The 26,129-nt window shown below is 29.4% G+C and carries 28 protein-coding genes; 10 read left to right on the top strand and 18 right to left on the bottom strand.

Annotated features, from left to right (window positions below; all coding sequences use genetic code 11):
* Positions 1-156: 156 nt before the first annotated feature.
* Together MMJJ_RS02730 and MMJJ_RS02725 are read right to left on the bottom strand one after the other, a co-directional pair.
* Complete coding sequence (locus MMJJ_RS02730; RefSeq protein WP_104837580.1) at positions 157-828, bottom strand: endonuclease/exonuclease/phosphatase family protein; 672 nt, start codon at positions 826-828, stop codon at positions 157-159.
* A 10-nt stretch (positions 829-838) separates the two neighbouring features.
* Positions 839-2,182 (bottom strand): MAC/perforin domain-containing protein, encoded by a 1,344-nt coding sequence (locus tag MMJJ_RS02725; RefSeq protein WP_104837579.1) that lies wholly within the window; start codon positions 2,180-2,182, stop codon positions 839-841.
* A gap of 244 nt (positions 2,183-2,426) precedes the next feature.
* On the opposite strand from MMJJ_RS02725, the gene MMJJ_RS02720 reads away from it, so the two are divergent.
* Positions 2,427-2,690, top strand: a complete 264-nt coding sequence (locus tag MMJJ_RS02720; RefSeq protein WP_104837578.1) for a hypothetical protein — start codon at positions 2,427-2,429, stop codon at positions 2,688-2,690.
* A 10-nt stretch (positions 2,691-2,700) separates the two neighbouring features.
* Positions 2,701-3,105 (top strand): hypothetical protein, encoded by a 405-nt coding sequence (locus MMJJ_RS02715; protein WP_104837577.1) that lies wholly within the window; start codon positions 2,701-2,703, stop codon positions 3,103-3,105.
* 34 nt (positions 3,106-3,139) lie between these two features.
* Here the strand turns inward: MMJJ_RS02715 and MMJJ_RS02710 are convergent, their stop codons facing one another.
* Together MMJJ_RS02710 and MMJJ_RS02705 are read right to left on the bottom strand one after the other, a co-directional pair.
* A complete protein-coding gene (locus MMJJ_RS02710) occupies positions 3,140-3,553 on the bottom strand; it encodes a hypothetical protein (protein ID WP_104837576.1) in 414 nt (137 codons plus the stop codon).
* On the bottom strand, positions 3,538-3,666 hold the full coding sequence (locus tag MMJJ_RS02705) for a DUF2080 family transposase-associated protein (RefSeq protein WP_244901577.1): 129 nt from the start codon (positions 3,664-3,666) through the stop codon (positions 3,538-3,540). Before MMJJ_RS02705 ends, MMJJ_RS02710 begins: the two co-directional genes overlap by 16 nt.
* Positions 3,667-3,925: 259 nt before the next feature.
* Here MMJJ_RS02705 and MMJJ_RS02700 point away from each other — a divergent pair, with 259 nt between their 5' ends.
* The 4 genes from MMJJ_RS02700 to MMJJ_RS02685 all read left to right on the top strand — a co-directional run bounded on the left by MMJJ_RS02700 (position 3,926) and on the right by MMJJ_RS02685 (position 7,053).
* Positions 3,926-4,204 (top strand): MarR family transcriptional regulator, encoded by a 279-nt coding sequence (locus MMJJ_RS02700; protein WP_104837575.1) that lies wholly within the window; start codon positions 3,926-3,928, stop codon positions 4,202-4,204.
* Positions 4,205-4,295: 91 nt separating this feature from the next.
* Positions 4,296-6,023: a hypothetical protein gene (locus MMJJ_RS02695; RefSeq protein ID WP_104837574.1), complete on the top strand. Its 1,728-nt coding sequence runs from the start codon at positions 4,296-4,298 to the stop codon at positions 6,021-6,023.
* 362 nt (positions 6,024-6,385) lie between these two features.
* Positions 6,386-6,676 (top strand): WYL domain-containing protein, encoded by a 291-nt coding sequence (locus tag MMJJ_RS02690; protein WP_104837573.1) that lies wholly within the window; start codon positions 6,386-6,388, stop codon positions 6,674-6,676.
* 62 nt (positions 6,677-6,738) lie between these two features.
* Entirely contained in the window at positions 6,739-7,053 is a 315-nt protein-coding gene (locus tag MMJJ_RS02685; protein ID WP_104837572.1) for a hypothetical protein, read from the top strand.
* A gap of 40 nt (positions 7,054-7,093) precedes the next feature.
* Here MMJJ_RS02685 and MMJJ_RS09285 read toward each other — a convergent pair whose 3' ends face one another.
* Both MMJJ_RS09285 and MMJJ_RS09280 read right to left on the bottom strand, forming a co-directional pair.
* Complete coding sequence (locus MMJJ_RS09285) at positions 7,094-7,261, bottom strand: hypothetical protein (protein ID WP_158658961.1); 168 nt, start codon at positions 7,259-7,261, stop codon at positions 7,094-7,096.
* A 92-nt stretch (positions 7,262-7,353) separates the two neighbouring features.
* Positions 7,354-7,536 carry a hypothetical protein gene (locus MMJJ_RS09280; RefSeq protein ID WP_158658960.1) on the bottom strand — a complete coding sequence of 61 codons (183 nt, stop codon included), beginning with the start codon at positions 7,534-7,536 and terminating at the stop codon, positions 7,354-7,356.
* Between the two features lie 836 nt (positions 7,537-8,372).
* Between MMJJ_RS09280 and MMJJ_RS02675 the strand changes: the two genes are divergently transcribed.
* Positions 8,373-8,867, top strand: coding sequence for a MarR family winged helix-turn-helix transcriptional regulator (locus MMJJ_RS02675; RefSeq protein ID WP_244901555.1), 495 nt, complete (start codon positions 8,373-8,375; stop codon positions 8,865-8,867).
* Positions 8,868-9,170: 303 nt separating this feature from the next.
* Here the strand turns inward: MMJJ_RS02675 and MMJJ_RS02670 are convergent, their stop codons facing one another.
* The 3 genes from MMJJ_RS02670 to MMJJ_RS02660 form a co-directional block, all read right to left on the bottom strand.
* Positions 9,171-9,659, bottom strand: a complete 489-nt coding sequence (locus MMJJ_RS02670; RefSeq protein ID WP_104837569.1) for a hypothetical protein — start codon at positions 9,657-9,659, stop codon at positions 9,171-9,173.
* A 32-nt stretch (positions 9,660-9,691) separates the two neighbouring features.
* On the bottom strand, positions 9,692-11,881 hold the full coding sequence (locus MMJJ_RS02665) for a methyl-accepting chemotaxis protein (RefSeq protein ID WP_104837568.1): 2,190 nt from the start codon (positions 11,879-11,881) through the stop codon (positions 9,692-9,694).
* A gap of 794 nt (positions 11,882-12,675) precedes the next feature.
* Positions 12,676-13,089 carry a hypothetical protein gene (locus MMJJ_RS02660; RefSeq protein WP_104837567.1) on the bottom strand — a complete coding sequence of 138 codons (414 nt, stop codon included), beginning with the start codon at positions 13,087-13,089 and terminating at the stop codon, positions 12,676-12,678.
* 237 nt (positions 13,090-13,326) lie between these two features.
* Between MMJJ_RS02660 and MMJJ_RS02655 the strand changes: the two genes are divergently transcribed.
* The gene (locus MMJJ_RS02655; RefSeq protein ID WP_104837566.1) at positions 13,327-13,611 is read left to right on the top strand and encodes a MarR family transcriptional regulator; all 285 of its coding nucleotides are present in this window, start codon (positions 13,327-13,329) and stop codon (positions 13,609-13,611) included.
* 18 nt (positions 13,612-13,629) lie between these two features.
* On the opposite strand, the gene MMJJ_RS09400 is transcribed toward MMJJ_RS02655, so the two are convergent.
* On the bottom strand, positions 13,630-14,478 hold the full coding sequence (locus MMJJ_RS09400; protein WP_211286622.1) for a hypothetical protein: 849 nt from the start codon (positions 14,476-14,478) through the stop codon (positions 13,630-13,632).
* Positions 14,479-14,585: 107 nt separating this feature from the next.
* Between MMJJ_RS09400 and MMJJ_RS02645 the strand changes: the two genes are divergently transcribed.
* Positions 14,586-16,424 (top strand): ATP-dependent nuclease, encoded by a 1,839-nt coding sequence (locus MMJJ_RS02645; protein ID WP_104837565.1) that lies wholly within the window; start codon positions 14,586-14,588, stop codon positions 16,422-16,424.
* An 84-nt stretch (positions 16,425-16,508) separates the two neighbouring features.
* Here the strand turns inward: MMJJ_RS02645 and MMJJ_RS02640 are convergent, their stop codons facing one another.
* The 7 genes from MMJJ_RS02640 to MMJJ_RS02610 all read right to left on the bottom strand — a co-directional run bounded on the left by MMJJ_RS02640 (position 16,509) and on the right by MMJJ_RS02610 (position 24,839).
* A complete protein-coding gene (locus MMJJ_RS02640) occupies positions 16,509-17,840 on the bottom strand; it encodes a hypothetical protein (protein WP_104837564.1) in 1,332 nt (443 codons plus the stop codon).
* Between the two features lie 238 nt (positions 17,841-18,078).
* On the bottom strand, positions 18,079-19,068 hold the full coding sequence (locus tag MMJJ_RS02635; RefSeq protein ID WP_211286620.1) for a hypothetical protein: 990 nt from the start codon (positions 19,066-19,068) through the stop codon (positions 18,079-18,081).
* Positions 19,069-19,103: 35 nt separating this feature from the next.
* Positions 19,104-20,987 carry an ATP-binding protein gene (locus tag MMJJ_RS02630; RefSeq protein ID WP_104837562.1) on the bottom strand — a complete coding sequence of 628 codons (1,884 nt, stop codon included), beginning with the start codon at positions 20,985-20,987 and terminating at the stop codon, positions 19,104-19,106.
* 5 nt (positions 20,988-20,992) lie between these two features.
* A complete protein-coding gene (locus tag MMJJ_RS02625) occupies positions 20,993-22,672 on the bottom strand; it encodes a DNA double-strand break repair nuclease NurA (RefSeq protein ID WP_104837561.1) in 1,680 nt (559 codons plus the stop codon).
* A complete protein-coding gene (locus MMJJ_RS02620; RefSeq protein ID WP_104837560.1) occupies positions 22,653-23,090 on the bottom strand; it encodes a DUF6884 domain-containing protein in 438 nt (145 codons plus the stop codon). The genes MMJJ_RS02625 and MMJJ_RS02620 overlap by 20 nt, the downstream gene beginning before the upstream one ends.
* A 24-nt stretch (positions 23,091-23,114) precedes the next feature.
* Positions 23,115-23,702: a recombinase family protein gene (locus MMJJ_RS02615; RefSeq protein ID WP_104837559.1), complete on the bottom strand. Its 588-nt coding sequence runs from the start codon at positions 23,700-23,702 to the stop codon at positions 23,115-23,117.
* A gap of 150 nt (positions 23,703-23,852) precedes the next feature.
* Positions 23,853-24,839, bottom strand: coding sequence for a DNA-methyltransferase (locus MMJJ_RS02610; RefSeq protein ID WP_244901554.1), 987 nt, complete (start codon positions 24,837-24,839; stop codon positions 23,853-23,855).
* A gap of 195 nt (positions 24,840-25,034) precedes the next feature.
* Here MMJJ_RS02610 and MMJJ_RS02605 point away from each other — a divergent pair, with 195 nt between their 5' ends.
* Entirely contained in the window at positions 25,035-25,787 is a 753-nt protein-coding gene (locus MMJJ_RS02605; protein ID WP_104837558.1) for an ABC transporter substrate-binding protein, read from the top strand.
* On the opposite strand, the gene MMJJ_RS02600 is transcribed toward MMJJ_RS02605, so the two are convergent.
* On the bottom strand, positions 25,788-26,129 hold the full coding sequence (locus MMJJ_RS02600; protein ID WP_104837557.1) for a hypothetical protein: 342 nt from the start codon (positions 26,127-26,129) through the stop codon (positions 25,788-25,790).

Raw genomic sequence — 26,129 nt, 5'->3', positions numbered from 1 at the left:
CCCTAAATTAATTAAAATCCCGTAAAAATAATATAATTATATTATAAATTAAGCTTATAAAAAGAGTTACTTTTCAATTTTAAAATAATCTTCTTTTTAAATTTGATTTAACGTAAAAAAAAGAAAAATTAATCGATTTATTAAACAAATAAACGATTATAGCTCAAATAATACTGGATAATGGTCAGATCTATAATCTGAAACAACAGTTCCTGTTACGGAATCTCCTTCTTTTAAAACTCCGTAGTCCAACATCTTTTCAGGGTGTATGGCAGGATGAGTATTCCCATTTGCAGGGCATTTTGTATAGGAAATAATTAAATCATAAGGTTCCCTGTTAAAATCGCCTGCCGCAAACCAGTTTTCACCCGGATCAATAAATCCATCTATATCATCAAGCATCTTTGCAGCATCGCCACCCCGACTACCTGCTGATGCATGTATTGTGAAATAATTCATTCCATTGTACAATATGCCTATCGAAGGTCTTCCCTCGTACCATGTACCATTTGTTACAATATGGGCTTTTTTAGGTTTTTCTTTAGTTATTATTGCTAAATTACACCGATTTGCCCCTGCATCCCAGTAGTAATGGAGTATGTAATAAATATTGGGCCTGTCCCAAGTTCCAAGATTCCATGTATATAGTTTAAAATCTTCATAATCACAAATATAATCAGTATGTAGTATTGCAGTGCTTGGAAGTGTTCCGCATTCTTGTAAACAGCAGATATCTGCCATATCCATTAATATGGGAATATCTACTCTCCATTTTCCTTCTGTAGAATGGCATGCACCTTGCATATTCCAAGTAATTACTCTTACCATGTTTAACACCTTAGAAATACCTAGAATAGCATAAATAGAGGTATTCGCCGCCTGCACCTTTGTTTAAATCGTAATCGATTTTTTCATACCCATAAGGCGCATTTGCGTTTTTACCTTTGACAACAACAACGCTTCTTATCGGGTTATTATTTGTCTGTCTTGAATATGCAAGGTAGATATATTTTCCACCGGCTTTATGGTTTAAATCCACGTTTATTTTTGTATAGCCGTTAGGAGCATCTGCATTTTTTCCATGGAGTACCACAATGTCGGTAATTGGTGTTGTTGTGTCAAGGCCTTCCTTGTAGCAGAGATAAATATATTTTCCGCCTGCACCTTTGTTTAAGTCCATGTCAACTTTTTTAAATCCGTAAGGTGGGGCAGCACCTCCTTTATCGGATTCAATTACTGAAAGATCAGTTATGCAGTACTGACTGTACGGCATTGTTTTTTTCTCAGCATATGCAGGAAATGCATTTTCTAATTCGGTTTTTCTAGTGTCATTAGTACACAATTCCCAGATCGGAACTAAACTGTTTTCTGTAAATCCTGAAAATACGGGATAATCAATTATTGATTCAATCCATTTATCATAATTTCCAGACTGGTTTATGTAGTGACCATATTCGGGTTTTCCGCCGAGAACTTCGGTTCCTGTCGAAGAATTTGAATCGAATTCCTTAATCTGACTTTCATACTGTGTTTTTTCGTCTACTGAAATTGAATTTACGAACTTTTTATAAGACATTTCAGCAGCTACTTCAACGTTCACGCTTTGGTCAAGTGTTTTTTTATTCACTGACGAGTTGTATGAACATCTGGCACCAACTATAACTTCATGCAAGTAGTATGCACCGTAAGTGTCAAAAAGAGTTTCTGGATCCATTTTTCCGTTTAAATCTCTACTGAACGTTGAATCCAACATTGATTTAACTTTCAAATCGGTTTTAGATGGCAGTGCAATTACCCATTTTTTAACGTCATCATTTACTGTAGAATATTCGTATTCTGATCGTTGCAGTGTTGATTTATCAAAAGAAGCGGTAATTGACCCTTGAAAGAATCCATAATTTCCTTTAAGGCCAGTACTTACTTTTAATTTTTCAGAATATTCTTTCAGCGTTTTTCCAAACCTGGAATCAAAAACGCCCTGCATTACTTCTGTGTATCTTACGACTTCGGGAATTAGAAACGTTTTTCCCTCTACAACAATTTCTTTTTGAGGTCCGAGATTAAATATTTTTGATTTTACGCTTTTTGGATTTGCATATTCGCCAAAAATATCGTAACCAGTGCCCAGTGCATCAAGCCCGGGTAATTCGTCAATAGTATTTGATAGACTAACGTCTGCCATTTAACCCCTCCGCCGGTTTTTTGATTTTTAATTTCCGACATAAACTCTTTTTTAAAAGATGTTGATTACGTTTAACTTGCGTTTGGAAGGGCAATCTTTTATTTTAAATCTTCAAAAATTATATGGTTGGTTTAACCAGGGCATAACCCAAATCTTAAATTTAATAATAACTTAAAAACTCCGACTAAACAATAAATATTTTTAACAATAAAATACCCCTGTTTACTCACCGGGGGTCCAATAAATGTACCAAAAGAACGATATAAATCCTAAAGAACAATCCAGCGAAAATAACGATGAATTTGAAATAATATTGTCTAAAAGCGAAGATTTACTTCCTGCAATCCGTTTTTTAATAGGGGATAAATCACAATACAAATTTTATAAAATGTCGAAAATTTCCAGAAAAATGGTTCACAGGGTTTATACTGATGACAGCTACAAGATGAGGTCTGATGTTTTAATAAAAATTATAAATTCACTTGGAAAAAATTTGATTATTCGATGAGGGGATATTTGTGAATTTAAACGAATGGAGAAGTATACTCTTAATAGCCATATCAACGGTCTTTTTGAGCGTTTTGATGTTATTTTTAGCAACATTTGATACCGGATTTAATTATCGGGTTAGTATTTCTTGGGCATTTGGTTCGATGTCGCTTGTTGTATTTTTTGGATTATATTTGATATCTAAACGGATTTATTCTGAAGATCCCAATGATTCAAAATCAATAAAAGACGCAATTACCGGAACAATGATTGCAGTATATATGATGGTTATTACATTTTACATATTCAAAGAAGTTCCAACGCAGGATACCGAGCTTGTAGGTACTATCGTGGCCCATTTTACATATTTGGTAGGTATTGTCATTGTTTCGCACTTTGGATCTGATGCACTCAAATCAAAACTGGGTGTGTAGTAATATCATTAAAACGGTAAAAAGAGTTTGATAATTAAAATTCGTCAACATTGATTTTGTAGAATAAATCAGCATCTTTTACATAATAAAGCTCGTTTCCTTTTTTTATTTCTTCAATAACTTTATCTTCTGGCACAATATATCCAACTAAGAACTGATCTATTGTTAAATTGCCTTCTGACATAATTTCTGTGGTTTTTGTTGTTAAATCAGGTAATTTGATTTTTTGCAATTTATGAACTGATAACCGGTCATCTTCAACCAGTTCGACCCATTCAATTTTTTTAACAACGTTTGAGAATGAATCTGGATTCGCGTAATTTTTGTAGTCTTCAAATGCTTCAAATCCTTCTAAGGACATTTTATAAAGTGTTGATTTTAATATATCGCTCAATTCTTCGTGGCTTTTTAGATTTCTTAAAACTTTTTCTTCTATTTCTGCTGACATTTGTTTTCACCTTTTGTATCATCTTTAATTTTAACTTCTACTTGTTTTCCAACTAGTTTTTTAGGTAGGGTTATGTGTCCAGTGTTTCCGAATGGTTTTACCTGTTTTTCAATTGTTTTTTCATCTTTGATTCTTCATCATCTCTTTATATTTAAAAAATAAAATGAGGGGGTGCTGTTCAGGCGGGTTATGTGGTACTAGTTTAGTATACTAATTCATACAATAGTTTACTAATTTAGTCCACATAATAATAAAGGGATATCCACCTATTTAATGTTTACGGATTTAGTCCACTATTTTAAAATTAAGTCCACTATGTTATTTAGAGTCTACAACATATATTTTACCATATTCAAAAATAAAGGTTAAAACATGCTGTTCGGTATCCTTGCAAAAAAGCACGTAAAAGAATTAATGTATAGGCTAAAGGAAGGGGATGAAATTGGATTTTCAGAACTTAAAGAAGAATTTCAGCTTGATAAAAGTTATTTAAGCAGACTATTAAGAGAATTGGAGTCTAAAAATTTAGTTTCAAGACGTGAAGAAAGAGAAAACAAAAGAATGCCTAAATCTTACTACGCCATAACTGAAAACGGAAAAAAAGTCATTGATTTGTACGAATTAGAGCAAGAAATAAGGGAAAATAAATAATTTTTATTTTTAAGTAATTTTAAAGGTATTTTGATCGAATATTGGACATTTAAGTTTATTTAATGGGGTAAAATAAATTAAAGGTGGAGAAATGGAATTTAAAAAGTATCTAAATGATTTTTTTATTTTCATCTGTTTTTTTAGTATGTTTTACATAGTCTATTTATTAATCATAGGTTTTGGAATTTGGGTAATTCCAGAGTTTTTTGGAATTTTCCTGCTTTTGAATATATTTTATTTACTATTATGGGCTAAAATGGGCGATAACATGGATAACAAAATTTCAGAACTGATTATGAGTACAACAACAAAAATAAAAGATATATACTCAGTTTTATCGGAAAATAAAGTTAATTTGTTATTTAACATTCATGTATTGGTTTTTTTAAATATTTACTCCAAGGGTGTAGTTTCAAATCTTAAGGATATTACTATGGTATATGCCACATTAGCCTCAATAATAATCTCAGTTACCTTTTTGATAGTTCAACTTTCATCAAGTACTTATGGTTCAGAAATATGGGAAATATATAAAAATGATAGATATGTACAATATTACTTGGTTACTACCCCTTTTTTAATATTGGTAGGATTATTACTGGTTATTTCAAGTTCGGAAAATGATATGTGGTTAAATATAAACCTTTTACCAATATTTTTAATGTTTTTCAGTATATTTCTTATTCCAACTTATTTTTTACATTTAATGGATACATTAAAACCCGAAAATATTTTAAAAAGCATTCTGACTTCAATAGATACCAAAGAAATTATTTCATATCATAATTCAAAATCAAAATATAATTCAACAGATGAAATACAAACGTATTCAGTAGATATGATTGCAAATATTTTTAAAGTTCTTGCAAAACAGGAACAGTACAAAGCTTTAAAAAATTGTATGGATTTGCTATCTGGAACGTATTTTAAAGATTTATTTGAAAAGTACGAATTTTCTGAGTTAAAAGGATTCTTAAAAGAGTACACATACTTAATTAAAAAAATATGTTTTATGAAATATCCTGAGAATTATGAAGAAGATATTAAAGTTTCAGCCATATCAGGACTTGAAACGATATATAAACACATTAGTGATAAAAATCATGTTGCACATTACCAATTAAAATGCATATATGATATAACGTATGATACAATTGAAAAATATGATCCGAATAGAAGTTTAATTGACATGAGGGATTATGGGTCAGAAATAATGATAACAGGGGTCTGTTCTCAGACAATACAGTCTTTTCTAAAAATCAAACTTTACAACTTTGAAAAAATAAAATCAAATAATGAGGGAGATGATCTAAGGTCTATTTTTACATATTCGTGGGCACTCTCTAGAGAATTAATTTTTAAATGGGTTAAATTTTATTCTAATTTGGATGAAATATCACGATTTCAGATTCATCATACAAAATCTCGCTGGATATCCGATTTAATAGAAATGATCAATAAAGATACATTCAAAATAATCGAAGAAAGCGAAAATGAAAACGAGGTAAAATACTTAATTGAATATTTATTGAATTTTTACAGGGAAATAATAATTACAAAAGGTTTTGATTATAAAATTGGCTTAGTTTATCTTTTTGAAAAAGAGCATAAGTTAATAGCTAATTCTTTTTCTAAATTAATAGATTTACTCGAATCTAAAAACTATACTGGCTCATTATATTCTATTTTGAAAAGTATTCACCATCTAAATACCAATAATCTTTTTGATGGAAATTTTAAAAAATGGGTTAGAAAAAATAAATATGAAGAGAAAATGGAAAGAATTGAAAAGATACATTCTAACTTAAATAAATTTTAAAATAACCTTATCATTTTAATTTTAATAATTCTTAGCTCAAATTGCTCTTTTTAAGTTGATTAAATATGTGAAGAAAATGTATTAATATTGCAATTTTTAGAAATTATACTGCTGAAGAAATAATTTCTTCAGACCCGAATTGAACAGATTTAAAAATGGCTTTTTCAGACCTCTTGGAGCATTTTAAATTCTAAAATGTATTTAATTTGCTCCAATTTTTAAAAATCCTTTTAAGTTCTTTTTTACGAGATTATTTCAATTTAACCCCGCATATTGGTTTTGACTACCTAAAAAGTTTAATAAGGCTATTTTTAAAATTTATATTACTAAGGTATAGAACCATTTTAATTGAGGGGGTTTAAATGGTCATAAATACATTAAAAACGGCAATAAAAAGTAAAAAAACAGTTACTTTTCAGTACGAAGGTCTGCCAAGAGTAGTTGAACCGCACATGATTGTAATAACCAATACTGGAAAATGGATCTTAAAAGCATTTCAGACATGGGCCTTTGAGTCAAGAAATCGGCCTGATTGGAAGTTTTATTCAATTCCAAATATCAAAGATTTAATTATGATGAACAAATCTTTTGAATCTAAAAAAGATTTTGAAAAAAACCAGTTTTATATTGATAAAATAATAATGCAGGTTTAAAAAATCCCATTTAGTTTTTAAATTTTTATAGCTGTTATTTGAACTGATCCGGGGAAGAAAATATGGAAAAGCAAATCCAAAAAAATATCTTGAATTATGCTTATTTCATTTATAAAACAGAAAAATCTCCCGTATTCAAATTTAGAAATCTTATAAATTATTTTAAAGAAGACGGTGAAGATAAATTAATTAGAAATTTAAAAAAACTCTCGAAAATGAATTTAATTCAAATACAGGGGGAGTTACTTGAAAAACAAATGGATAAAGTACATTTTAATTATTCAATTTCTCTTAAAATAACAGATCATGGAATACAAACTATTGAATCTTATCAAAAAAGTCTCATGGATAGAGTTATAAAGTTTATAAAAAACTAAAAAGTAGTTAATTGATTATTCTTACGGAATTTAACAGACTTTATCTTTTATGTTGATGTTTTTTCTGATGTGCCTGTTTTTTTCGAATTTCTTTCTGCACATCTTGATTTTCCTGTTTTTTCTGCTTTTGTGGGCCAACTTCTCGTTGATATTCGGCTATTTTTTGTTGATTGCGCTCTTTTTGTTCTTCCTGTTTTATGTTTGGCATAAATACCCCTTTCAATATTTTGAAAAGTGAAAAAAGAGTGGGTTATTAGTTATTAATCGTTCATTTTAAGGTTTTTTGGGTTAAAAAAAACCTTATTTTTTATGTTGCTGTTTTTGCTGAGCTTGAGCTTGCTTTTGTTGCTGAGGACCCTGTTTTTGCTGAGCTTGAGCTTGCTTTTGTTGCGGTTGGTCTTGTTTTTGTTGCTGTTGACCCTGCTTTTGCTGAGCTTGTTGCTGTTGCTGCTTTTTTGGATCTTGTTTTTTAGTGTCTGGCATATTTAACACCCCTCGTTTTACAATTAATATTTTTAACTCAGAGTTATTTAACATTTATCAAATTAATGAAGTCCTTTTTTTAATTAAACGTATAATTGTAAATTATAATCAATTTAAACTTTAATTATACTTTTAAAATAGTGAATAACCGATTTATTTAAATTCCACAAATTAAAAATTAAAAGTTTAAAATACCTTAAAATAAATATAATAAAGTGTCTCTGAATTTTTTCAATTCTTTGGTTTTTGTGGTAAATGGATATTAGTTATTCTGACAGTCACCCCTGTGGAATAAATTCATTTGCCACAATAAAAAAGATAAAAAAAGTTCGTATCTGCGAAATACAGTTACATTTCGGTTTTAAGCTATTTCCATTATGGTGTATGATATTTTTTGCAATAATAAATTAGCAGACCCCTGGCCCCAAGTTTATTCACAAAGTAGGAGTATGGGATATTATCCCACATATGGGTTTATTTAGTATTCTACTTATTACTACTTTTCATCGTGAAAAAATCAAAAACTTTAATAATAAACAGAATTTAATGGTTTAAATTGGATTAAAATAATTATTCTTCGATAAAATATTAATCTTCCTTTTTTAGTTTTAAAATTAAATCATCGATAAAATTATAAAATTATATATATGATTTTTAATAAACGAGTATTAATTAACATGTATTGTTTTGAAATTATAATTAGTTACTAAAATTTAAAGGAAATATGTGCCGGGACGTTGGAATCGTAACAGATATTTTAAAGTAATTTATAAAACCAATATATATTGATCAAATCATATTTGAAAAATATTAGGAATATTATTGTAGGTTTAATTATGGAATTAGTAAAAGATACTTGTAAGATATGGGAATATATGTATGCAGTTTCAAGAGATTACCTTTATCAGGGAATTTCGAAAAAAGAATTTTTGGAAATTAGTATTAGTGATAAATTTTATCTTGAGGCAGTCTATTATATGGAAAATCCCAAAATTTCCGAAATTGCAGAAAAATTAAACTACACAAATACTGCAATTACAAATACGACTAAAAAATTAGAAAAAAAAGGGTATGTTAAAAGAATAAAATCTGAAGAGGATAAAAGAGAAGTAAGGGTCGAATTAACAAAAAAAGGAAATTATCTATTTTTGTGGAAAGAAGAAATGCATATTATAACTGTAAAAGAAATAAAAGAACTTTTAAATCCTGAAGAATTTGAAAATTTTAAATATTTAATTGGAAAAATTTCAAAAGACTTTGAAAATAAATTAGATGTTATTTACGATCAGAACAAAAATATCAATAAATCAGACTGGCCGCCAATAATTTAAGTTTTTTCGATTAGTCTTAACATAACAATATTAAAAAAGCATTAAATCTTATTAATATAATGTTCTGAAAAAGGTGTTCCGTTAATTTATTCGGGGTTGAATATTCATTTTTTTTCCAGAACTTTTTCCATCATATCCTATAGGCGTTAAAAAACTACTGAGTTAACGGAACTATTTTTAATATATATTGATGATATATAAGTTTTTCGGAATTAAAAGACTTTTTAAAGGTTATTTTGATAAATGGAGTATTATCTAGCAATATATATTCAAAAAAATAGAATTTATTTCTAAAATATAAATTTAGAAATCAAATATTCCTAATTTATTTGCAACACGCAGAATAACTGCCCCGATTGTGTCCATGTGACGGTAATTTGGTATTGGGATAGCATAGATTTTTTTCCATCCTGAATTCTTTTCTTCCAAAAAAATATCATATTTATCAATAGAATATTTTAAAAAATCGGCTTTTCGCCATATGGAATATTTTAAATAGTTTTTTTCGTATTCGCCAGTAAGTTCATGATATCCATATCTTTGGAAAACTAAAAATGTTCTTTTTTGCTCTTCGTTCAAATTTATATCATTAATTTCTTCTTTTAATAGCTTTATTAACATCAAGGTCAGAAAAACTAGATTTGTGTATTCTTTTGGATTTAATTTATCAAAACCTTTCTTTTTACCTTCACAATACGTTGTGAAATATCTCAAAATTTCAGATGAAATAGTAGATGATTTTGTAGAAAGTTCAGTAAATCCAAAATTTTCAAAATCAATATTGGAATCCATTTTTTACCTCTTGAAAAACTAAAAGAAAAAAATTAGATCTTAAATTGACCTGATTTTTTAGTTACTCTTTCTGCGACTTGAGTTACTTCTTCTGCAATTCCCCTAATTTCCTCAATGATCGAATTTAATTCTTCAGTTGATGCAGTAACTTCTTCTGCTGTTGCAGTAAACTCTTCTGAAAGTGCAGCAATATCCTGTGCATTCTTTAAAGCGCCTTCAGTATTGTCTGTAGCACTCTGTGCGCCCTTTTTAATATCATTTATTTTGATTGCAGCATCGTTAACACTTCCTTTAATTCTTAAAAGTGCATCATTTACTTCATCGATTGCAATTACTCCTTTATCGACTTCGTCTTTTCCTTTTAATCCTAAATCCATTGTATCTTCAATTCTTCGATTTACACCATCAATTGTACGGTTAATATCTTCGACGGATTTTTTAATTTCTTCGGCAAGTGCTTTAATTTCACTTGCAACTACTGCAAATCCTTTTCCAGCGTCTCCTGCACGTGCAGCTTCGATTGAAGCGTTCAGTGCCAAAAGACCAGTCTGTTCTGCAATATCTTTAATTAATCCGGTAACATCGTTAATTTTTTTACCATCATCACCAAGCATTTGAATTGCTTTTCCTAATTCATCAATTACATTTGTTATCGATTGCATTCTTGAAATCGCATTTTCAACCTTTTCGACTCCGTTTTCAGAGTTTTCGCTGATTTCTTCAGCAGACTTAACTGTTTCTTCTGCTGCACTGTATACTTCTTTTGCGACACCGTACGTATTTTCAAGCTGATCTGACGCTTCCTGTAATTTTGAAGACTGATCGCTTGATGCTTCTGCAACCTGAGTTGCTGCTTCTGTAACTTGTGTGGCAGTTTCTTCTGCACTTTTAAGTTCATCTTCAACTTTTTGAACCTGAATATTTAGTAAATCGACTTCTTCTCTTAGATCTTTAATTAATTGTGCAACATTTGCAACCGCAGTATTGATTGCTTTTTGAAGGGTGTTATTTTCCGTATTTTCATCAGCTCTTGCGGTAAAGTCTCCTTTTGCAACATTATTCATTACGTTTGTTACGTTATTAAGAAGATTTGCAAGTTCAACCTTATCCATATCCATTGTTTTCATTAAATTCTTAATATTGCCAGCCATTCCGTTGAATGAATCTGAAAGTTCTTGTAATTCATCGCCAGTTTTAACATTGGTTTTATAATCGTAGTTACCATTTCCAAATTCAGAAGTTCCTTTTTTGAGTTCTTCAATCGGTTTTGTAATTTTTCTTCCAGTGTATAGTGCAATCAAAATTGAAAGCAATAACCCTGCAATTGCCACTATTATGATTTGATTCCTAATTCCATTAATAACTGCTAAAAATGGACCTTCTGGAGTTCCTACGAAGATCATACCAACTACATTTCCCTCAATATCTTCTATCGGGGAATATTTTGTAATGTATGACTGACCTAAAACAGTTGCAGTTCCAACGTGTTCCTGATGATTTAAAGATTTAGTATAAACTTCTTCTGATGCAGTAGTTCCTGTTGCATCTCTCCCATTAGTTTGAACAGTTGTGGAAATTCTAACATTTTTAAGGAATATTGTAGCTTCATTTCCAGTAACCTGTTTAACTCTGTCCACCCACTGATCATCTTTGTTTACAATATCAACAAGGGTTACACTTCCCACAAGTTTTCCAGAATTGTAAACTGGAGCAACTGCACATAGTGCAAGAGCATCGTTTGTTTTATCTACTTTATAATCGCTGTATTTTGAAGCTTCAGCTCCAGAAATTATCAAGAATGAACTTTGAACTTCATTTCCAAGTAATTTCGATACAATAGGTTTTAAATTCGTCTGTGTATTGTCAGATGAAGATATGATATTCCCATCTTTATCAGTAAATGCAATTAAATCTACTTCTGAGGATTCTTTCATATTTTCTGCAAAATTTAATAATATTCCATTGTCGTTATTTGAAATTGCATCTGAAACTACATCCAAATTAGCAGTATAATCTGTAGTGGTTTCGAATTCTGACTGTATATTGTTTATTGTTTCTTCAAGTATTTTTAAATTAAAATCTACGCTGTTTTCACCTTGTATTTCCATTTCATTTGATATTTTGTCTGTTGAAACCCCTCCAACGATCATAAGTGGGATTACTGCACAAAGTATCATAAATACAAGTATTTTTGTACCAATTTTTTTAAAACTTATTTTCAAAATTATACACCTAATATGTGGATTGGGGAATATACTTAATTAACTGTTAATTAAGTTTCTTTGATCTGTTTATTTATTGGGGTATATATGGTTTTTATGTAGGTAACTGAAAATTGGGGCATTAAATTAAATCATTTCCCCAATAGTAAAACCGACATATCAAAAAAATAGAATAACGATTATTTAGAATATAATAATGCGATTTTGGCAATATCATAAAAAAAGCACGATTATTATGGGGTTAATTGTGAATATTTTAAATATGGATAAGATATATACCTGAAGGGGAAGTTTCACATTTTTAAATTTAAAATCAGTTATATTAAAAAAAATCAGTTTTTTTGAAATTAAAGGTGAATGTCCCAATTTCACCGTAATTATATTTTGAGGTCTAAGGGTAAAAAATTTCAAAGTGGTGTCAATACGATTTAACTATTTACCCGGGACAATTTAGATTAGATTTTTCAATATATAAACATTATTACAAAAACCTGAAAAAAAGTCATGAATTTAATTTAAACTAAATATCGGGCCCCTGATGAAATTTTTAAATTTAAATATTTCATTTAGAACCCTATATTCGTATTGACACCAAGTACAGGGGCCCATTAAACATGAATTTTGATCTATAAATACAATTTGTGTAGGTTTTTGGTTTTTCTAGATCAATTTCGATCAAAATGTATTTTCAAATTCAAATAAAAGAATAATAACGAAAATTCTTGTTATTTATATTACAAATATGATTACAAAAGCAAAATTGGTGGATATGTATGGGTTTATTGAAGGTATGTCTAAAATTCATCAACATTGATTTTGTAAAATAGATCAGCGTCTTTTACATAATATAATTCGTTTCCTTTTTTTATTTCTTCAATAACTTTATCTTCTGGGACAATGTATCCAACTAAGAACTGATCTATTGTTAAATTGCCTTCTGACATAATTTCTGTGGTTTTTGTTGAAAGGTCGGGTAATTTGATTTTCTGCAATTTGTGAACTGACAACCTGTCATCTTCAACCAGTTCGACCCATTCAATTTTTTTAACAACGTTTGAGAATGAATCTGGATTTGCGTAATTTTTGTAGTCTTCGAATGCTTCAAATCCTTCTAAAGACATTTTATAAAGTGTTGATTTTAAAATATCGCTCAATTCTTCGTGGCTTTTTAGATTTCTTAAAACTTTTTCTTCTATTTCTGCTGACATTTGTTTTCACCTTTTAGTTTTTTTATTAGTCGTTATTTTAAAAAATTAAAATGGGGGTTCAGGTGGAGTATTATGTAGGTTATAATACTAACTGTTAGTATCTTTACCTACAATAATAATGGTGGATATCCAACTATATAAATGTTAGTATTTTTACTAACCATACATCAAACTACAAACTATAATTTATAATACAAACATACCATATTTTATTGTAAAAAAGTATACGGTTTCGTTATGAGTATTTTAAAACTATTATCCAAAGCATATGCCACAGACGTTTTAAATTTATTAAATGAACGTGGTGAGATGTATTTCGGAGAAATATTAAACGAATTGGACATCCACAAAAGTAATTTAAGTAAATTACTTGCCGAAATAGAAGAAAATGGCTTAGTTTCACTAAAAGAAGTTAGTGAGAACAAGAGGATGCCCAAAAAATATTATAAACTAACTAAAAAAGGATTGGAAATAATTAACAGATGTAACGAAATTGAAAAAATACAATCTGAAAATGAATAATTTTTATTTTTAAGTAATTTAACTAAGACTACTATATATAATCGATAAATTTTTTATAAATTCAAAGGATTCGTCCCATTTAAACGTAATTTTATAAATAATTATCAATAATAACGCTACGAGTATTATAACTAGTAATTTTGGAATTTTCCATTGGGTAGTTTCTTCCCACAAAAAATCCCATATTTTTAATAATATATTTTTTGATTTTGCATTTTTACTCAAAAATCCAGTATCTTTAAGTTTAGATTCAGTATCTTTAAGTTTAGATTCAGTATCTTTAAGTTTAGATTCAGTATCTTTAAGTTTAGATTCAGTATCTTTAAGTTTAGATTCAGTATCTTTAAGTTTAGATTCAGTATCTTTAAGTTTAGATTCAGTATCTTTAAGTTTAGATTCAGTATCTTTAAGTTTAGGGTTTAAGGGGTTTTCAGGTTCACTTTTTCCAATTAATTTTTCAATTTTAGTTTTGATATCGATAAATTTTTTTTCATCCCATATTTTTTCCATTTCTTCAAACAAAAGCGTAAAATCTAATTCTTCCTTTTTTTCTTTTTTGTTATAATTCCAACGAATATAATCTTCCAAAATTTTTGGAATAATTTCGAAAAATCTGGGTTCGTTACTAACGAACATTAATCGCATTAGGCTTTCAAAAGAGGTATGAACATAAGGAATAACACTAATTAATATCGGAGGCCTATCATGCTTTATTGCATCATCCAGACAGATTTTCCAAGCTTTCAAAATATCCTCTTTTTTTAAAAATAGTTCAAAATCTTTACTATCCAAATATTCATTAGGTACAAGTCTCTCAAATTCTACAAAGAATCCATTCAAATTAATTTCTTTAACTTTTTCCATCATAAGTCCCACATTTAATTTAATTATAAAATCCATAACCAAATGATTAAATTATTTATATTCTTTTTTATAAATGGATATCCATTTGAAAGTATTTCGTGGGTGTATTGATGGTATCTTTAACAAAATTTAGAATTAAAAACTACAAATCAATTAACGATAGCGGTGAAGTTTATTTATCCTCCGATAACATTACAGTTTTAGCTGGAATGAATGAAAGTGGTAAAACCTCAGTTCTGGAAGCTTTGGAAGATTTTAACGTGGGAAAAACAATTCGAGAAAGTGCAAGACCAATATCTAGTAAATTGGATCCTGAAATTTCATTATTTTTTAAAATAAATATTGAAGAAGTTAAAAAAATAAAAGAAATGCCTGATCTCTATTTAAAAAACTGTTTTTCGGAAGATATTGAATTAGAGGTAAAAAAAGTAGGTTCAAACTATTTTTTAGAAAGTAATGACATATCAGAATGTTTGGAGAACTATAACAGTGAAATTATTGATATTATCGTGGAAATCGAAAACGAGATTAATTATATTGGGAAACACGTTGATGTGGTATTTCCAACAGTATTCAGTAATGCGGAAGAATTTAGAAAATTAATGGATCAAAAAATTAAAGACGGGAAATCAAAAATTGAAGATTTTGAAGAAGAAACCAAAACTCGGTTAAATGCGTTATTTGATGATGCCAAAAAATACGCTCTAGAATTTTCAGACTATGATGAATTAATAAAAAAATATATAGAAAATGTTGTAAAAAAAGAATATATTCCAAATTTTATAATTTTTGAAACATATAAAGACTCAAAAATTCCAAATATAATACCTTTTGCTAATTTGGAAACTGATGAATTTATTAAAGATCTTCAAAAGGTAAGTAATCTTGATATTAATCTTATAAAAAGTACAGATCGTCAGGGAAAAAAGAATCACAATGGAGCTATTAATTTAGATTTACAAAAAGATTATGGTAAATATTGGACACAAAGTGAATCTAATTTAGAGATTACATGGGATAATAACAATGTTGAATTTTGGGTAAAAGAAGATAACACCTCATACATGCCAGAACAAAGAAGTAAGGGTAAACAGTGGCATTTGGCATTTTATATCCGAATTACTGCACGATCCAAAGAAGGAAAAAATAATATTCTTTTAATCGATGAACCAGGACTATTTTTACACGCACAAGCTCAGGAGGACATTATCCATAAGTTAGAAGATGCTTCGAGCAATATGGGCATAATATATACAACCCATTCACCTTATTTATTAAAAGAATTACATAGGATCAAACTTGTCGAATGGGATGAAAAAAAAGGAACGAAAATTCAAAATAAATGCTGGGCAAACTCAAAAAAAGATACAATTACCCCAATATTGACTGCAATTGGGGAAAACATGGCGGGTGGATTAAGGGCAGATAAAAAGAATAGTTTTGTGGTGGAAGGAATTACTGACTATTTATATATTCAAGCATTTAAAAAATTATTCGATTCTAAATTGGATTTTGAGATGATTCCGGGCTGCGGGAAAAACATACCTTCAATAGCGTCCATTTTAGTAGGTTGGAAATTAGATCCATTTTTTATTTTTGATAAGGATAGGGATGGAAAAGGTTATAAAAAAGAATTAACGGAAAAATTATTGATTCCAAAAGATCGGTTCCTTTTTATTTTAGATCAAGACGACAAAGATATTGAAGATGTATTCGCTGAAGTGGATTTTAAAAAATTAGTTCTAGAAGATGAATCTGCAAAAATTGGTAAAAGTTTATCTACTTATCTTAAAAAGATTGGTAAAAGTAAAACGATACTTGCACAGAATTTTTTAAATAATGTGGATAAAGGAAAAATTTCAAAAGACGATTTAAGCAAAGAAACATTGAAAAATGTCGATAGGATATTTAATTGGATTTCAGAAAAATTAAATTCAGCTAATAATTAAGAAATTTAAAATAACCTTATTCTTTTAATTTTAAGAATTTTTATCTTAAATTACTCTTTTTAAAGTTGAATTGGTTTAAATGGGTTATTTTGAGGATTTGGTGGTTTCTTCAATTTCTTCTTTTATTTCACTGATTTTGAAGAAAAATTCATAAAAATGTGGACTATATGCCTCAATTATTCCAGAATACCAATTAAAAAGATAACTGTCACTTTCTAATAAATATGTTTTAGAATGGGGAGTATTGTCTATTCCCGTGTAATCTAATTTTAAATATATTTTTAAAGAGATGTCAGTTAGATCAGCAGTTTTAAATAAATATCCTAAAGCTTTAAAAAGATCTTTTGGTAAGGGTATAATTATAAAATCATCAGGGGTTCTGTGTGGTAGTAGTAGATTGTAATTACCACTCGCTAAATACGAATTACAATTTAGAATCATGGTGTCACCCATAAAATAGGCATTCTCTCCCTCACTGCAGTCTGAATATACCCTATGATCATTTATACGATTATTTTCCAAAATTGAAGAATATAATTCCTCAAAATCACACTCCCACCTGTAATTTATTTTTTTTGCAACCCCGTTTCCAACATTATAAATTTTTACTCCGAAATCATCTTCAAAATGAGTTTCTAAGTTTATAAGTTTCTGAAATTGAGTTATTTCATCATTTGGATCATTAATTTCATTTAAAATCATTTTTTGGTAGTTTTCAGGTTTTTCTGATGAGTTTGACCAAGAATATATCGAATCTTCAAACCTTTTGATATCATACTCATCATCTTTACCTATTATTTCATGTAAAAATTCATTGCAATTATGAAAATAAATTTTAAATTCATTTTCTGCAATTAATTCGGGATCATGTTGTAATTTTCTCTGTTCTTTCATTTCTTTAATCTGTTCTTTTCCTTGACCAGCACTTACTACTGCTACAGCGGCCACAATAAAAGTTCCAAGTCCCGATATTAGTTTAAGAATATTGTCGTAGAATTCAGAGCTATATATTATTTTAATAACGTTTTTGTAGAATTCGGGACCCATCAGTGTATAATTTGACATCATAAAGGATACAAGAATTGCAAATAGAAATATGGCAATCAGAATGTCTGCAATATTAAAATTATTGAATGGGTTATCTTTATAAGTTGGAAATTTGGTCAGAAAGAGGATATATACAATAAATGACACTATATAAAAAGCAACAGAAAATTTCAAAGCCTCGCTTATTCCAACTGCAACTATAAGTAACGTATCAATCCTAAAAAAATAGATAAAAGAAGTAATCATGATTAACATTAAAATCATTGGAACAAGGATTGTAACAAACCCAAATTTAAAAGAAATTATTATTTCTAAAATTGAAAATATTTTTTCATAATTCTTTTCTAAATAATTATCAAATTTTCCCACAATTCCCCTCGATAAATATAATTAAATTTAATTTAAGGCGGCTAAAATATTAAATTTTCGATGAAGGGTTTTTTGTGAATGGGTGGAAAAGTTTAAGATTATACTTTTTCATATTTTCAAAGTAAATCATGATTAAAAATAGCCTGAGTTTATGAAAAAAATAAGGTTAGAAATTTTTCTAAAAAAATAAGGTTTTTTTCAGAATATTCTTATTATATGCCTGCAGAAAAACCGAAAATCAATATACTTCCTGACCAGGCATGATTTTTTCGAATATTGATTCGTCTATTCCTTTAGAAATCATTTTTAAAACTATCTTTTCTTCCAAAGTTTTCCTAACTTCCCGATATCTAAATTCCTGTAACGAAGTATCTATTTTTTTTAACTCCGCATCCAATAATTTTTTGGAGTTTAAAAACATTTTTCGATTTTCAGGAGATCTTTCAGCCACATGATTACTTTTACATTTCATAAAGTGTTTATAAGCATTTTCTATCGATTCAGTATACTTTCCAGATTCTTCCAATAATTTTTTGGAAGTATAATAATATTCATCATAATGAAAAAGCCAGCCTTTATAATCCGCCCCCCAAATATCTAAACTTTCGAGTAAATCATGCCTATTTGGGTGGTATATTCCAAGAGTAAATAATTTTTCGGGCCCGTATTTCTCTTTAATGGCTGTAACAATGTTTTTCATTCTCACTTCCCCATTCATCATTACATAGTTGGAATCCCCATTTCTTTTTAAAAGCCCGCCAACTGCAATTGTTTTATAACCCATACTTTCGAGTTCGCCATAACATTTACAATACTCTTCAGGAGTTTTTCCTTGTGCAACACCCATGAGTTCGAAGTTACATTCTTTTTTCATGTCATCGTAAGTATTTATGGCTTTGATAGCACTTTTAATAGTGTTATCCATATCCTGAAGTACATCATTAATAATTCCATAATGTACGCCAAGCGCGTTATATTTTTGAAAAAGTTCAGGATATGGATGTACTTTTCCATTTTTTTGAAAAGCTCCACTATCGGAAATTTTTATCAAATTATTGTCAATATCTACAAGTTTTGAAATATCTACGCTTTCATCGTAATATTTTGTTTCTGTTGTATAAGGATACTGACAAAATAACTCAGTAAAACGATCCGAAACGTTTGCATGCGTCATTAAACCAAATGTTTGTCCAGGGTAATTCAATAAAAGTCCCTTCAATATTTCCAAACTAGCAGGTCGATCTAACACAAAAAATGGAATCATCAATTTTCCTCAAATTTTAATTTATTCTTAATATCATTAACCTCATTTATTACAATGTCGCTTAATGGCCTTGGTTCTTTAACACCTTCTTTACTATATCTTCTAAAAACATCAATTAATACTGTTGATTTTATTGCAGTTCCGGTTACAACTGCTTTTCCCGTTCCTATATTTTTTAATATAGATAATTCTTCCTCTGTCATCCCTTCAGTTACCTTTTTAACATAACTTTGGTCATCAGGGCTTTTTAACTGTTGCAATATTAATGTATTACACTGGGAGGCTACCTCTTCATCAATAGTAGATGGTTTTTGAGAAATTAACCCATATGCCAATTTAAACTTCCTACCCTCATATGCAAGGTCCCTAAGGGCCTCTACTGCAGATAGACTTGGAATATGTTCTCGTGTATTTTTCGGAATTAAACTTCTTGCTTCTTCTAAAATAAATAAAACAGGGGTTTTGTCCTTTAACTCGTTATTATATTTATATTCATTAAAAATATAATTTACAACTGCATAAACGGTCGTTTTTCTCATACTTTCTGAAAGGGAGGATAAAGAAATACGGTGTATCCTGGATTTCGATTCCGAATCAGTAATATTTTTCATCAACTCTTCAATGTCGCAAGCTTTTGACGCTTTTGACGCATTGTGGTAAATTGTTTCTAGTGTGGTAAATTTACCTGCTAAAGCCATTTTTGTAGAGTCCTGGGTATTTTTAGCTTTTCCATTGCTTTCTTCTGGTTCACATACGATTTTTAACTCATTAATATAGTCTATTCCTTTCTGATCCGAGTTACACAATGCCAATATTCTTTCTTGTGGCCCCGTAAATTTTTCCCCTAAAAAGCATTCCATAAGTCGTTTAGAAAATGTGCCATGATTTTTACCATAATCTCTAAGTTCTGGAAATATATTGTATGTTGAAACATACTTTTTATTTTCTTCAGTAGGTATTTCTGTATCATTCGGTTTTTCTGCGAAATTCATCTGTCTTTGGAATATGGCACTATTTTTAATACATTCAATCAATGTATCGTCGCCTAAAATTTTCATTAATAACTCATTTAATGAGGCTTTTCCATTTTCAGATATTTTCAAAAGATATCCCACTATGGGAATATTATATACAACAGATACAGTCTGCAAAAATGAGAATATTTCTTCCTCAGAAATATTTTTTTCTGCGAAATTATTCTTAATTATATCCCAATCAATATTATTTTTCTCAAAATAATCTTTAATACCTGAAAAATCGTTAATATTTTGATAATCATCATGGGGATCAAATAGTACAATATTATATCCCCTAATGGCTAATTCTTCAATAACTTTTGCAGCTGTGTTTGTTTTTCCAGATCCCGTCATTCCAAAAATAGCAAAATGTTTTGTAACTAATTCATCCCCATTTATGGTAATTGGGGTACCATAAGAGCCCTTAAAGCTTTCCATTCCGCCGATAGGTAAATAATTTGGACTTTTATCATGAAATAGCTGTTCTATACTTTTTTGACTTATTGGAAATATATCGGTTGCAGGAGGGATAGATTTTCTATTCATTTCTAGTTTTCCCTCTTTTAGAATACCTACAACTTCACATTCGGCTACTGCATATGTAAATCTTTGAGGAATTGTAAAAGAATTTATTTGGGACAATACATCCTTTGCCAAAGCCCCAGCCTGTTCTGGAGTTACCAATGGATTTTCTTTTTTAACATCAATAATTTTCGCGATTAGTACTTCATCAACCTGCCCATTAAGGTTTAATTCCACATAATTATAAACTAAATTTTCTTTTTCAAATTCATCATCAGTTAATATAAACTTAAATCTAAATGCCGAAGTTGAACCTAAACTTGCACCAATAACTATTTTTTTCAAAAAAATCACCTTTCAAAAAAGTTTCTTGTGAAATGATTTCCAAATCTTAAAAATTTTTCAATATCAAATTCCCCTTTTACAAGCATATCGTATGAAATGCTGTCCAAAATTATTTGTAAATAATTTTTATGAGTTCTAGCAATTTTATCTGCATAAAATATCATCACAGGTATCCCATAATCGGGATACATCAATGAAAATAGATAATTAAGACCAATGATTTCATCGTAATTATCATAAATATTAAAAAATTCTACCCTTATGGGCTCCCTTAGTGGAGTAGTTTTTAAATATGAAAAAAATATTTTATTGGACGCTTTAAAGTAATGTTCCAAAATAGGACTATAATTGTCTTTTATGCCCAATTCCCGATGGCCTAACGCATTTAAATACATACTACGAGGTTGATACCTACACGTTCGGATGGGTGTTGTGTATTCCGATTCATTTAATAAATATGAGGTTACTACGGAATCAGTGATGTTTAGATTTTTTAATAATCCGTAAGTCTTTCGGTAAAAGTTTTCTTTTCGCCCATCATCATTTCGTATTTTAATTATTTTATCATATCCCTTTTCAAATTCCATAATGTCTTCAGGGAGGATATCGGGAGTTTTATCTAATAATGTGGGTAAAACGTACTGTAAAAATTCAGTAGATCTACTTATCGATTCCACTGTGGCAGTGAGTGGTACCTTATTTTCTTTACATACATCATACAATTTTCCAAGCATCCAAAAATATATGGAAATTCCAGGATAATATTCTCGTTCTTCAAATGATTTCAAAGGTTCATCTTCTTCAGTAATATCCACAGGTAAAGCCTGTTTCCAAAGATCTTTTCCAGAATAGTCCGGATCGTTTAGCCGTTTAATTGTTTTGGAATAGATCTTATGCCAATTTTTAGATTCATTTTCGTGAAATTCTTTAATAATTTCTTTTCCAGATATGGAAAAATCCGAATTTTCATTAACGTCGATATCTTCGGAAATCGTAAATAGATCTATTAACGTATCTTTTTCAAACACAATATCTGTAAATCCTCCGATAGCCCTAACTAACGGCCCGTGTAAAAATACTATTGGTTTATATCCATTTTCAAGTGAATTTTTAATGGCAACCCATGCAACAAACATGTTTCTTAAATAACCTATTAACTGGGATTCTTTTTCAAATTCAGCATCTTCTTCATCTTTAATTGTCACTCTAAATTTATTTACCATGGGCCCTATTGATTCAATCTGTTTTTCATTATCGAGACTTATTCTAAAAGCAACACTTTTTAAATATGCAAAAAGACAGCCTGCTCTAGGTATTTCAACCTTTGACTCATCGATACCAATCAATTCTATTTTTTCAGATTTTAAAAGATTAGTAACCTTGTCTAAGTCTAAGTTTTTAATTAGTTCTTTTTGAGTAGTAAAAACTCTGTTATTTTTCAAACAACTTTTTATTTCTAAAGGAAAGTCTGACAGGGGGCCCCCTTTGAGATTTTTAAGTTGTAATGGAGTACTACTTAAAATAGCTTTTGGAAGTTCATTCATGTTAAAATTTAATAACGTTTCCAATAACTCTTTATTATCGTTTAATTCATTAGATATTAATAAATAATGGTTTACAAGCGCTTTATGCTTTCCAGGATCTTTTATATATTCTTTTACATTTTCAAGTTTGTTTGAAGCCATTTATTCCCCCCAGTATATTCTTCAATTCCCCAATATCTCCCATAGTCTTATACCCGAAAGCAATTAACTGCAAGCCCAATTCATTCGTAGATTCATGAATTAAATCACGATATTCTTTTCGGGCACCCCCTTCGAAGAACACAACATATTCAAAGTCTTCAAGCGTTTTTTTAACCGAAGGTTTAAGAAATAATGCCCGTTCTTTAGTCATTATTTGATTGTAGGGGTCTATTATTTTTTCTGAGTTAATTAATCCATATTTAGCACTTAAAATATAAAATGGAACATCAAATTCTAATGCTTTTTTATACAAATGCCGTATTCTTGAAGATTTGTATAATGTTCCTGCTTTTTGGGGCTTACCTTCTTTGCTACCACCACAAGCAGTAATTATAATAATGTTATCATTTTTAGTCATATTATATCCTTTACTTTACGTAATTTAAATATTATGATTTAGATTTTGAATAATACATTCTCTCCGTTTTTCCAAATAATTATAAAGTGTACTTTTACTAATTCCTGTAGCCTTTAAAATCTCATTTATCGAATATTCTTTTGAATCATACATTTTTAAAGCCAGATTTATTTTTTCATTCCTTACCGTAGGCCTTCCACCTAGTTTTCCACGAGATCTTGCAGCATTTAATCCAGACTTTACTCTTTCAGAAATTAAATCTCGCTCAAATTCTGCAAGGCCTGCAAAAATTGTAAAAAGTAATTTACCATGAGCAGTCGATGTATCAAGCCATGCCTCTTTTAAACTTTTCACTGAAACATCCATCTGTTCAAAACGGTTCATTATGTCAATTAAATCTTTTGTACTTCTAGAAAGCCTTGTAAGTTCACTTACAACAACTAAATCATTCTTTCGTAACATTTCTAGCATTTTATCAAATTCGGGTCTAATTTTCTTAGTTCCAGAAATCTTTTCTAAAAATATTTTTTCGCATCCAAAAGATTTCAGTTCATCAATCTGCCTGTCAAGTTTCTGATCCTTAGTAGATACCCTTGCATAACCTATGATCATAACTACCACCTAGTCTAAAAACTTATAAAATTCATAATTTTTGGAATTTGATTTTTAAAATGAGTTTTTGGACCAATAAATCCAAAAAAAATAATAAAATAGTATAGTTATTCAAAAGTCCAAAATTCAGATGTTTTTTGGACTCAAAAATTAAACTTCATTAATTCGATTCCTGGAAACTTCACAATATTTTTCATCAATTTCAAAACCAATAAAATTTCTTTGAAGTTCCTTACAACATGCACATTCTACACCGGAACCTGCAAAAGGAATTAAAACTAAACTTTCAGGTTTTGTTGTAGATTCAATCAACATCTTTGTTAATTTTGGGGGCTTTTGTGTCGGGTGATTATATTTTCTCGTGATATGACTTTCTTGAGAAAATAGTAAAACATCAGTATGTTCAGAATTTACAAAATATCTTCTTGTGCGTTCAAACTCAGTCTTTAGTTCTGCATATTGCTTTTTAAATAAAGGATATTCTTTTTCGAGAACTCCATTACCAATGTCTTGTAATTTAGCATACGTTTTTTCAGATGGGAACATCCATTGACTCCATGAGAAATAATGTCTTGCAGCAGTTGTACTTCCAGTGTATTCGTCCATGAACCTAATAAATTCACCATTTGTTGAAAAACCTTTTAATTTCATGATTTTTTCTTTTTCTTGCATGAAATATTCAATAATTGGTGTAAGTACTTCCACATATTCTTTATACATTGGATTTACCAGCGAATTATTGTTTTTTCGATATTCATTCGAATAAAATAAAATTCTTTCAGTAACTGGTGCAAAACAGCGGTATCCTTTAATGTTTTTTCGAGTTTGGCAGTCTGTTTTATGCCATACAAGGTTATTTTCAAGGAAAAATAACTCATCAAAAACAACCTGTTGGTATGCAATGTTTCTCGCATGACCATAAAGTAAAATACTGCCGTTTAACTTTAAAACTCGTTTAAATTCTTCTGCCATTCTTTTGTGCAGTAATTTCCATTCATCAAAAGTCAATTTAAAATCAAAATCCCCTTTGATATTGTAGTATGGAGGATCTGCAATGATTAAATCGACTGAATTATCAGGAAGGGACTTAACACCTTCAAAAAAGTCTGTATTGTATATTTCATTTAATTCCAACAAAATCTCACCTTTTCGGAGTTATTTCAATATTGATATTTACAAAGGATCACCTCCCAACTAAATTCATTTAACATTTTGTCCCCAGTTAACCAATATATTAATATATCTATCTAATCCATTTAGAAAATTAGATCAAATATTCAATATATATTATATTCTGGATTAATCCAAAAAATCAGGCAATGGAGTAAAAGAATGTTTAATCCCAAAATTCTAATAATCTCAACGATATTTTTAATAATCTTTTCAGGCTGTACTGAAAAAAACACAGAATCCAACAATCGGGTCCTAAATGTTGGAGCCTGTACGGATCTAGCACCAACTTCATATCTTGAAGATGGAGAATTTAAAGGCTTTGAAGTAGAATTGATATATGAAATATCGAAAAGACTCGATTTAAAACCTGAATTTATAGCCTATTCATTTTCAGAACTGCTAGATGCAGTTTCCGAGGGTAACGTTGATTGTGGAATAGGATATATTGGAAGAACACCAGAAAGACAGTTGAAAATGGATTTTTCAAGACAGTATGCATACACATATTCTTCAATACTTGTTAAACAAAATAGTGAATGTGTTGGAATAAAATGCCTTGAACATAAATCGGTTGGTGTTTTGAAAGATTCAATAGAGGAAAAATGGTTAGAATCGCTTTCAAAATCTATGGATTTTGATATTATAAGTTATGAAAATCAAAATGATATCCACAAAGATTTGTTATCTGGCAAAATCGATTCAGAAGTGACTGATCATCTCACATCCCTTTATTTAATTCAAAAATATAATTCTGAATTAAAAATTATTGGAGATAAATTTGACATTATATACATTGCAATCGCAATAGATAACACTAATCCAGAATTAAAAAAATCTATTGACGCTGCACTTCTTGAAATGGAAAATGACGGAACATTAGTTAAATTAAAAGAAAAATGGAATATTGATTGATTAAATATTCCCTTTCAAAGTTTCTTTTAAAAACATTATATTCGTTCCAATCTTTTTTGAAGTTCTTTTAACTTCTTTTTGGTATGAAACAGAATGAATCTCTTTTAAATCTTCCAAAATATCGATAATTGTTTTATTTACTACCTTTTCTAAATAAACTGACTTTTTTCTTCCTACAGTTTTTGGAGTTCGTTCATCAAATTCATCTTCATCAGCCTCAGAATCTGCCTTGGATCTTCCAGTTGGAATATCAAAAATGGGTTTAGAATCCGGAGGAATTTCTTCTCCTTCAGTATTTTCTGGTTTTGGAACTACAAAATCTCCTTCAATTTCTTCAGCCAA

Source organism: Methanococcus maripaludis, from assembly GCF_002945325.1.
GTDB classification, from domain to species: domain Archaea; phylum AGJL01; class Methanococci; order Methanococcales; family Methanococcaceae; genus Methanococcus; species Methanococcus maripaludis.
Note: the sequence above shows the minus strand (reverse complement) of the source record. Positions and strands in the feature narration are given on the sequence as shown.

Coding starts and splice junctions, on each gene's coding strand:
- MMJJ_RS09280 (WP_158658960.1), bottom strand. CDS start 7,536: ATGCCAGACACTAAAAAACAAGATCCAAAAAAGCAGCAACAGCAACAA.
- MMJJ_RS02710 (WP_104837576.1), bottom strand. CDS start 3,553: ATGTCAGCAGAAATAGAAGAAAAAGTTTTAAGAAATCTAAAAAGCCAC.
- MMJJ_RS02620 (WP_104837560.1), bottom strand. CDS start 23,090: ATGACTAAAAATGATAACATTATTATAATTACTGCTTGTGGTGGTAGC.
- MMJJ_RS02690 (WP_104837573.1), top strand. CDS start 6,386: ATGGTCATAAATACATTAAAAACGGCAATAAAAAGTAAAAAAACAGTT.
- MMJJ_RS09285 (WP_158658961.1), bottom strand. CDS start 7,261: ATGCCAAACATAAAACAGGAAGAACAAAAAGAGCGCAATCAACAAAAA.
- MMJJ_RS02670 (WP_104837569.1), bottom strand. CDS start 9,659: ATGGATTCCAATATTGATTTTGAAAATTTTGGATTTACTGAACTTTCT.
- MMJJ_RS02675 (WP_244901555.1), top strand. CDS start 8,373: ATGGAATTAGTAAAAGATACTTGTAAGATATGGGAATATATGTATGCA.
- MMJJ_RS02625 (WP_104837561.1), bottom strand. CDS start 22,672: ATGGCTTCAAACAAACTTGAAAATGTAAAAGAATATATAAAAGATCCT.
- MMJJ_RS02730 (WP_104837580.1), bottom strand. CDS start 828: ATGGTAAGAGTAATTACTTGGAATATGCAAGGTGCATGCCATTCTACA.
- MMJJ_RS09400 (WP_211286622.1), bottom strand. CDS start 14,478: ATGATGGAAAAAGTTAAAGAAATTAATTTGAATGGATTCTTTGTAGAA.
- MMJJ_RS02700 (WP_104837575.1), top strand. CDS start 3,926: ATGCTGTTCGGTATCCTTGCAAAAAAGCACGTAAAAGAATTAATGTAT.
- MMJJ_RS02720 (WP_104837578.1), top strand. CDS start 2,427: ATGTACCAAAAGAACGATATAAATCCTAAAGAACAATCCAGCGAAAAT.
- MMJJ_RS02655 (WP_104837566.1), top strand. CDS start 13,327: ATGAGTATTTTAAAACTATTATCCAAAGCATATGCCACAGACGTTTTA.
- MMJJ_RS02605 (WP_104837558.1), top strand. CDS start 25,035: ATGTTTAATCCCAAAATTCTAATAATCTCAACGATATTTTTAATAATC.
- MMJJ_RS02615 (WP_104837559.1), bottom strand. CDS start 23,702: ATGATCATAGGTTATGCAAGGGTATCTACTAAGGATCAGAAACTTGAC.
- MMJJ_RS02685 (WP_104837572.1), top strand. CDS start 6,739: ATGGAAAAGCAAATCCAAAAAAATATCTTGAATTATGCTTATTTCATT.
- MMJJ_RS02645 (WP_104837565.1), top strand. CDS start 14,586: ATGGTATCTTTAACAAAATTTAGAATTAAAAACTACAAATCAATTAAC.
- MMJJ_RS02695 (WP_104837574.1), top strand. CDS start 4,296: ATGGAATTTAAAAAGTATCTAAATGATTTTTTTATTTTCATCTGTTTT.
- MMJJ_RS02660 (WP_104837567.1), bottom strand. CDS start 13,089: ATGTCAGCAGAAATAGAAGAAAAAGTTTTAAGAAATCTAAAAAGCCAC.
- MMJJ_RS02725 (WP_104837579.1), bottom strand. CDS start 2,182: ATGGCAGACGTTAGTCTATCAAATACTATTGACGAATTACCCGGGCTT.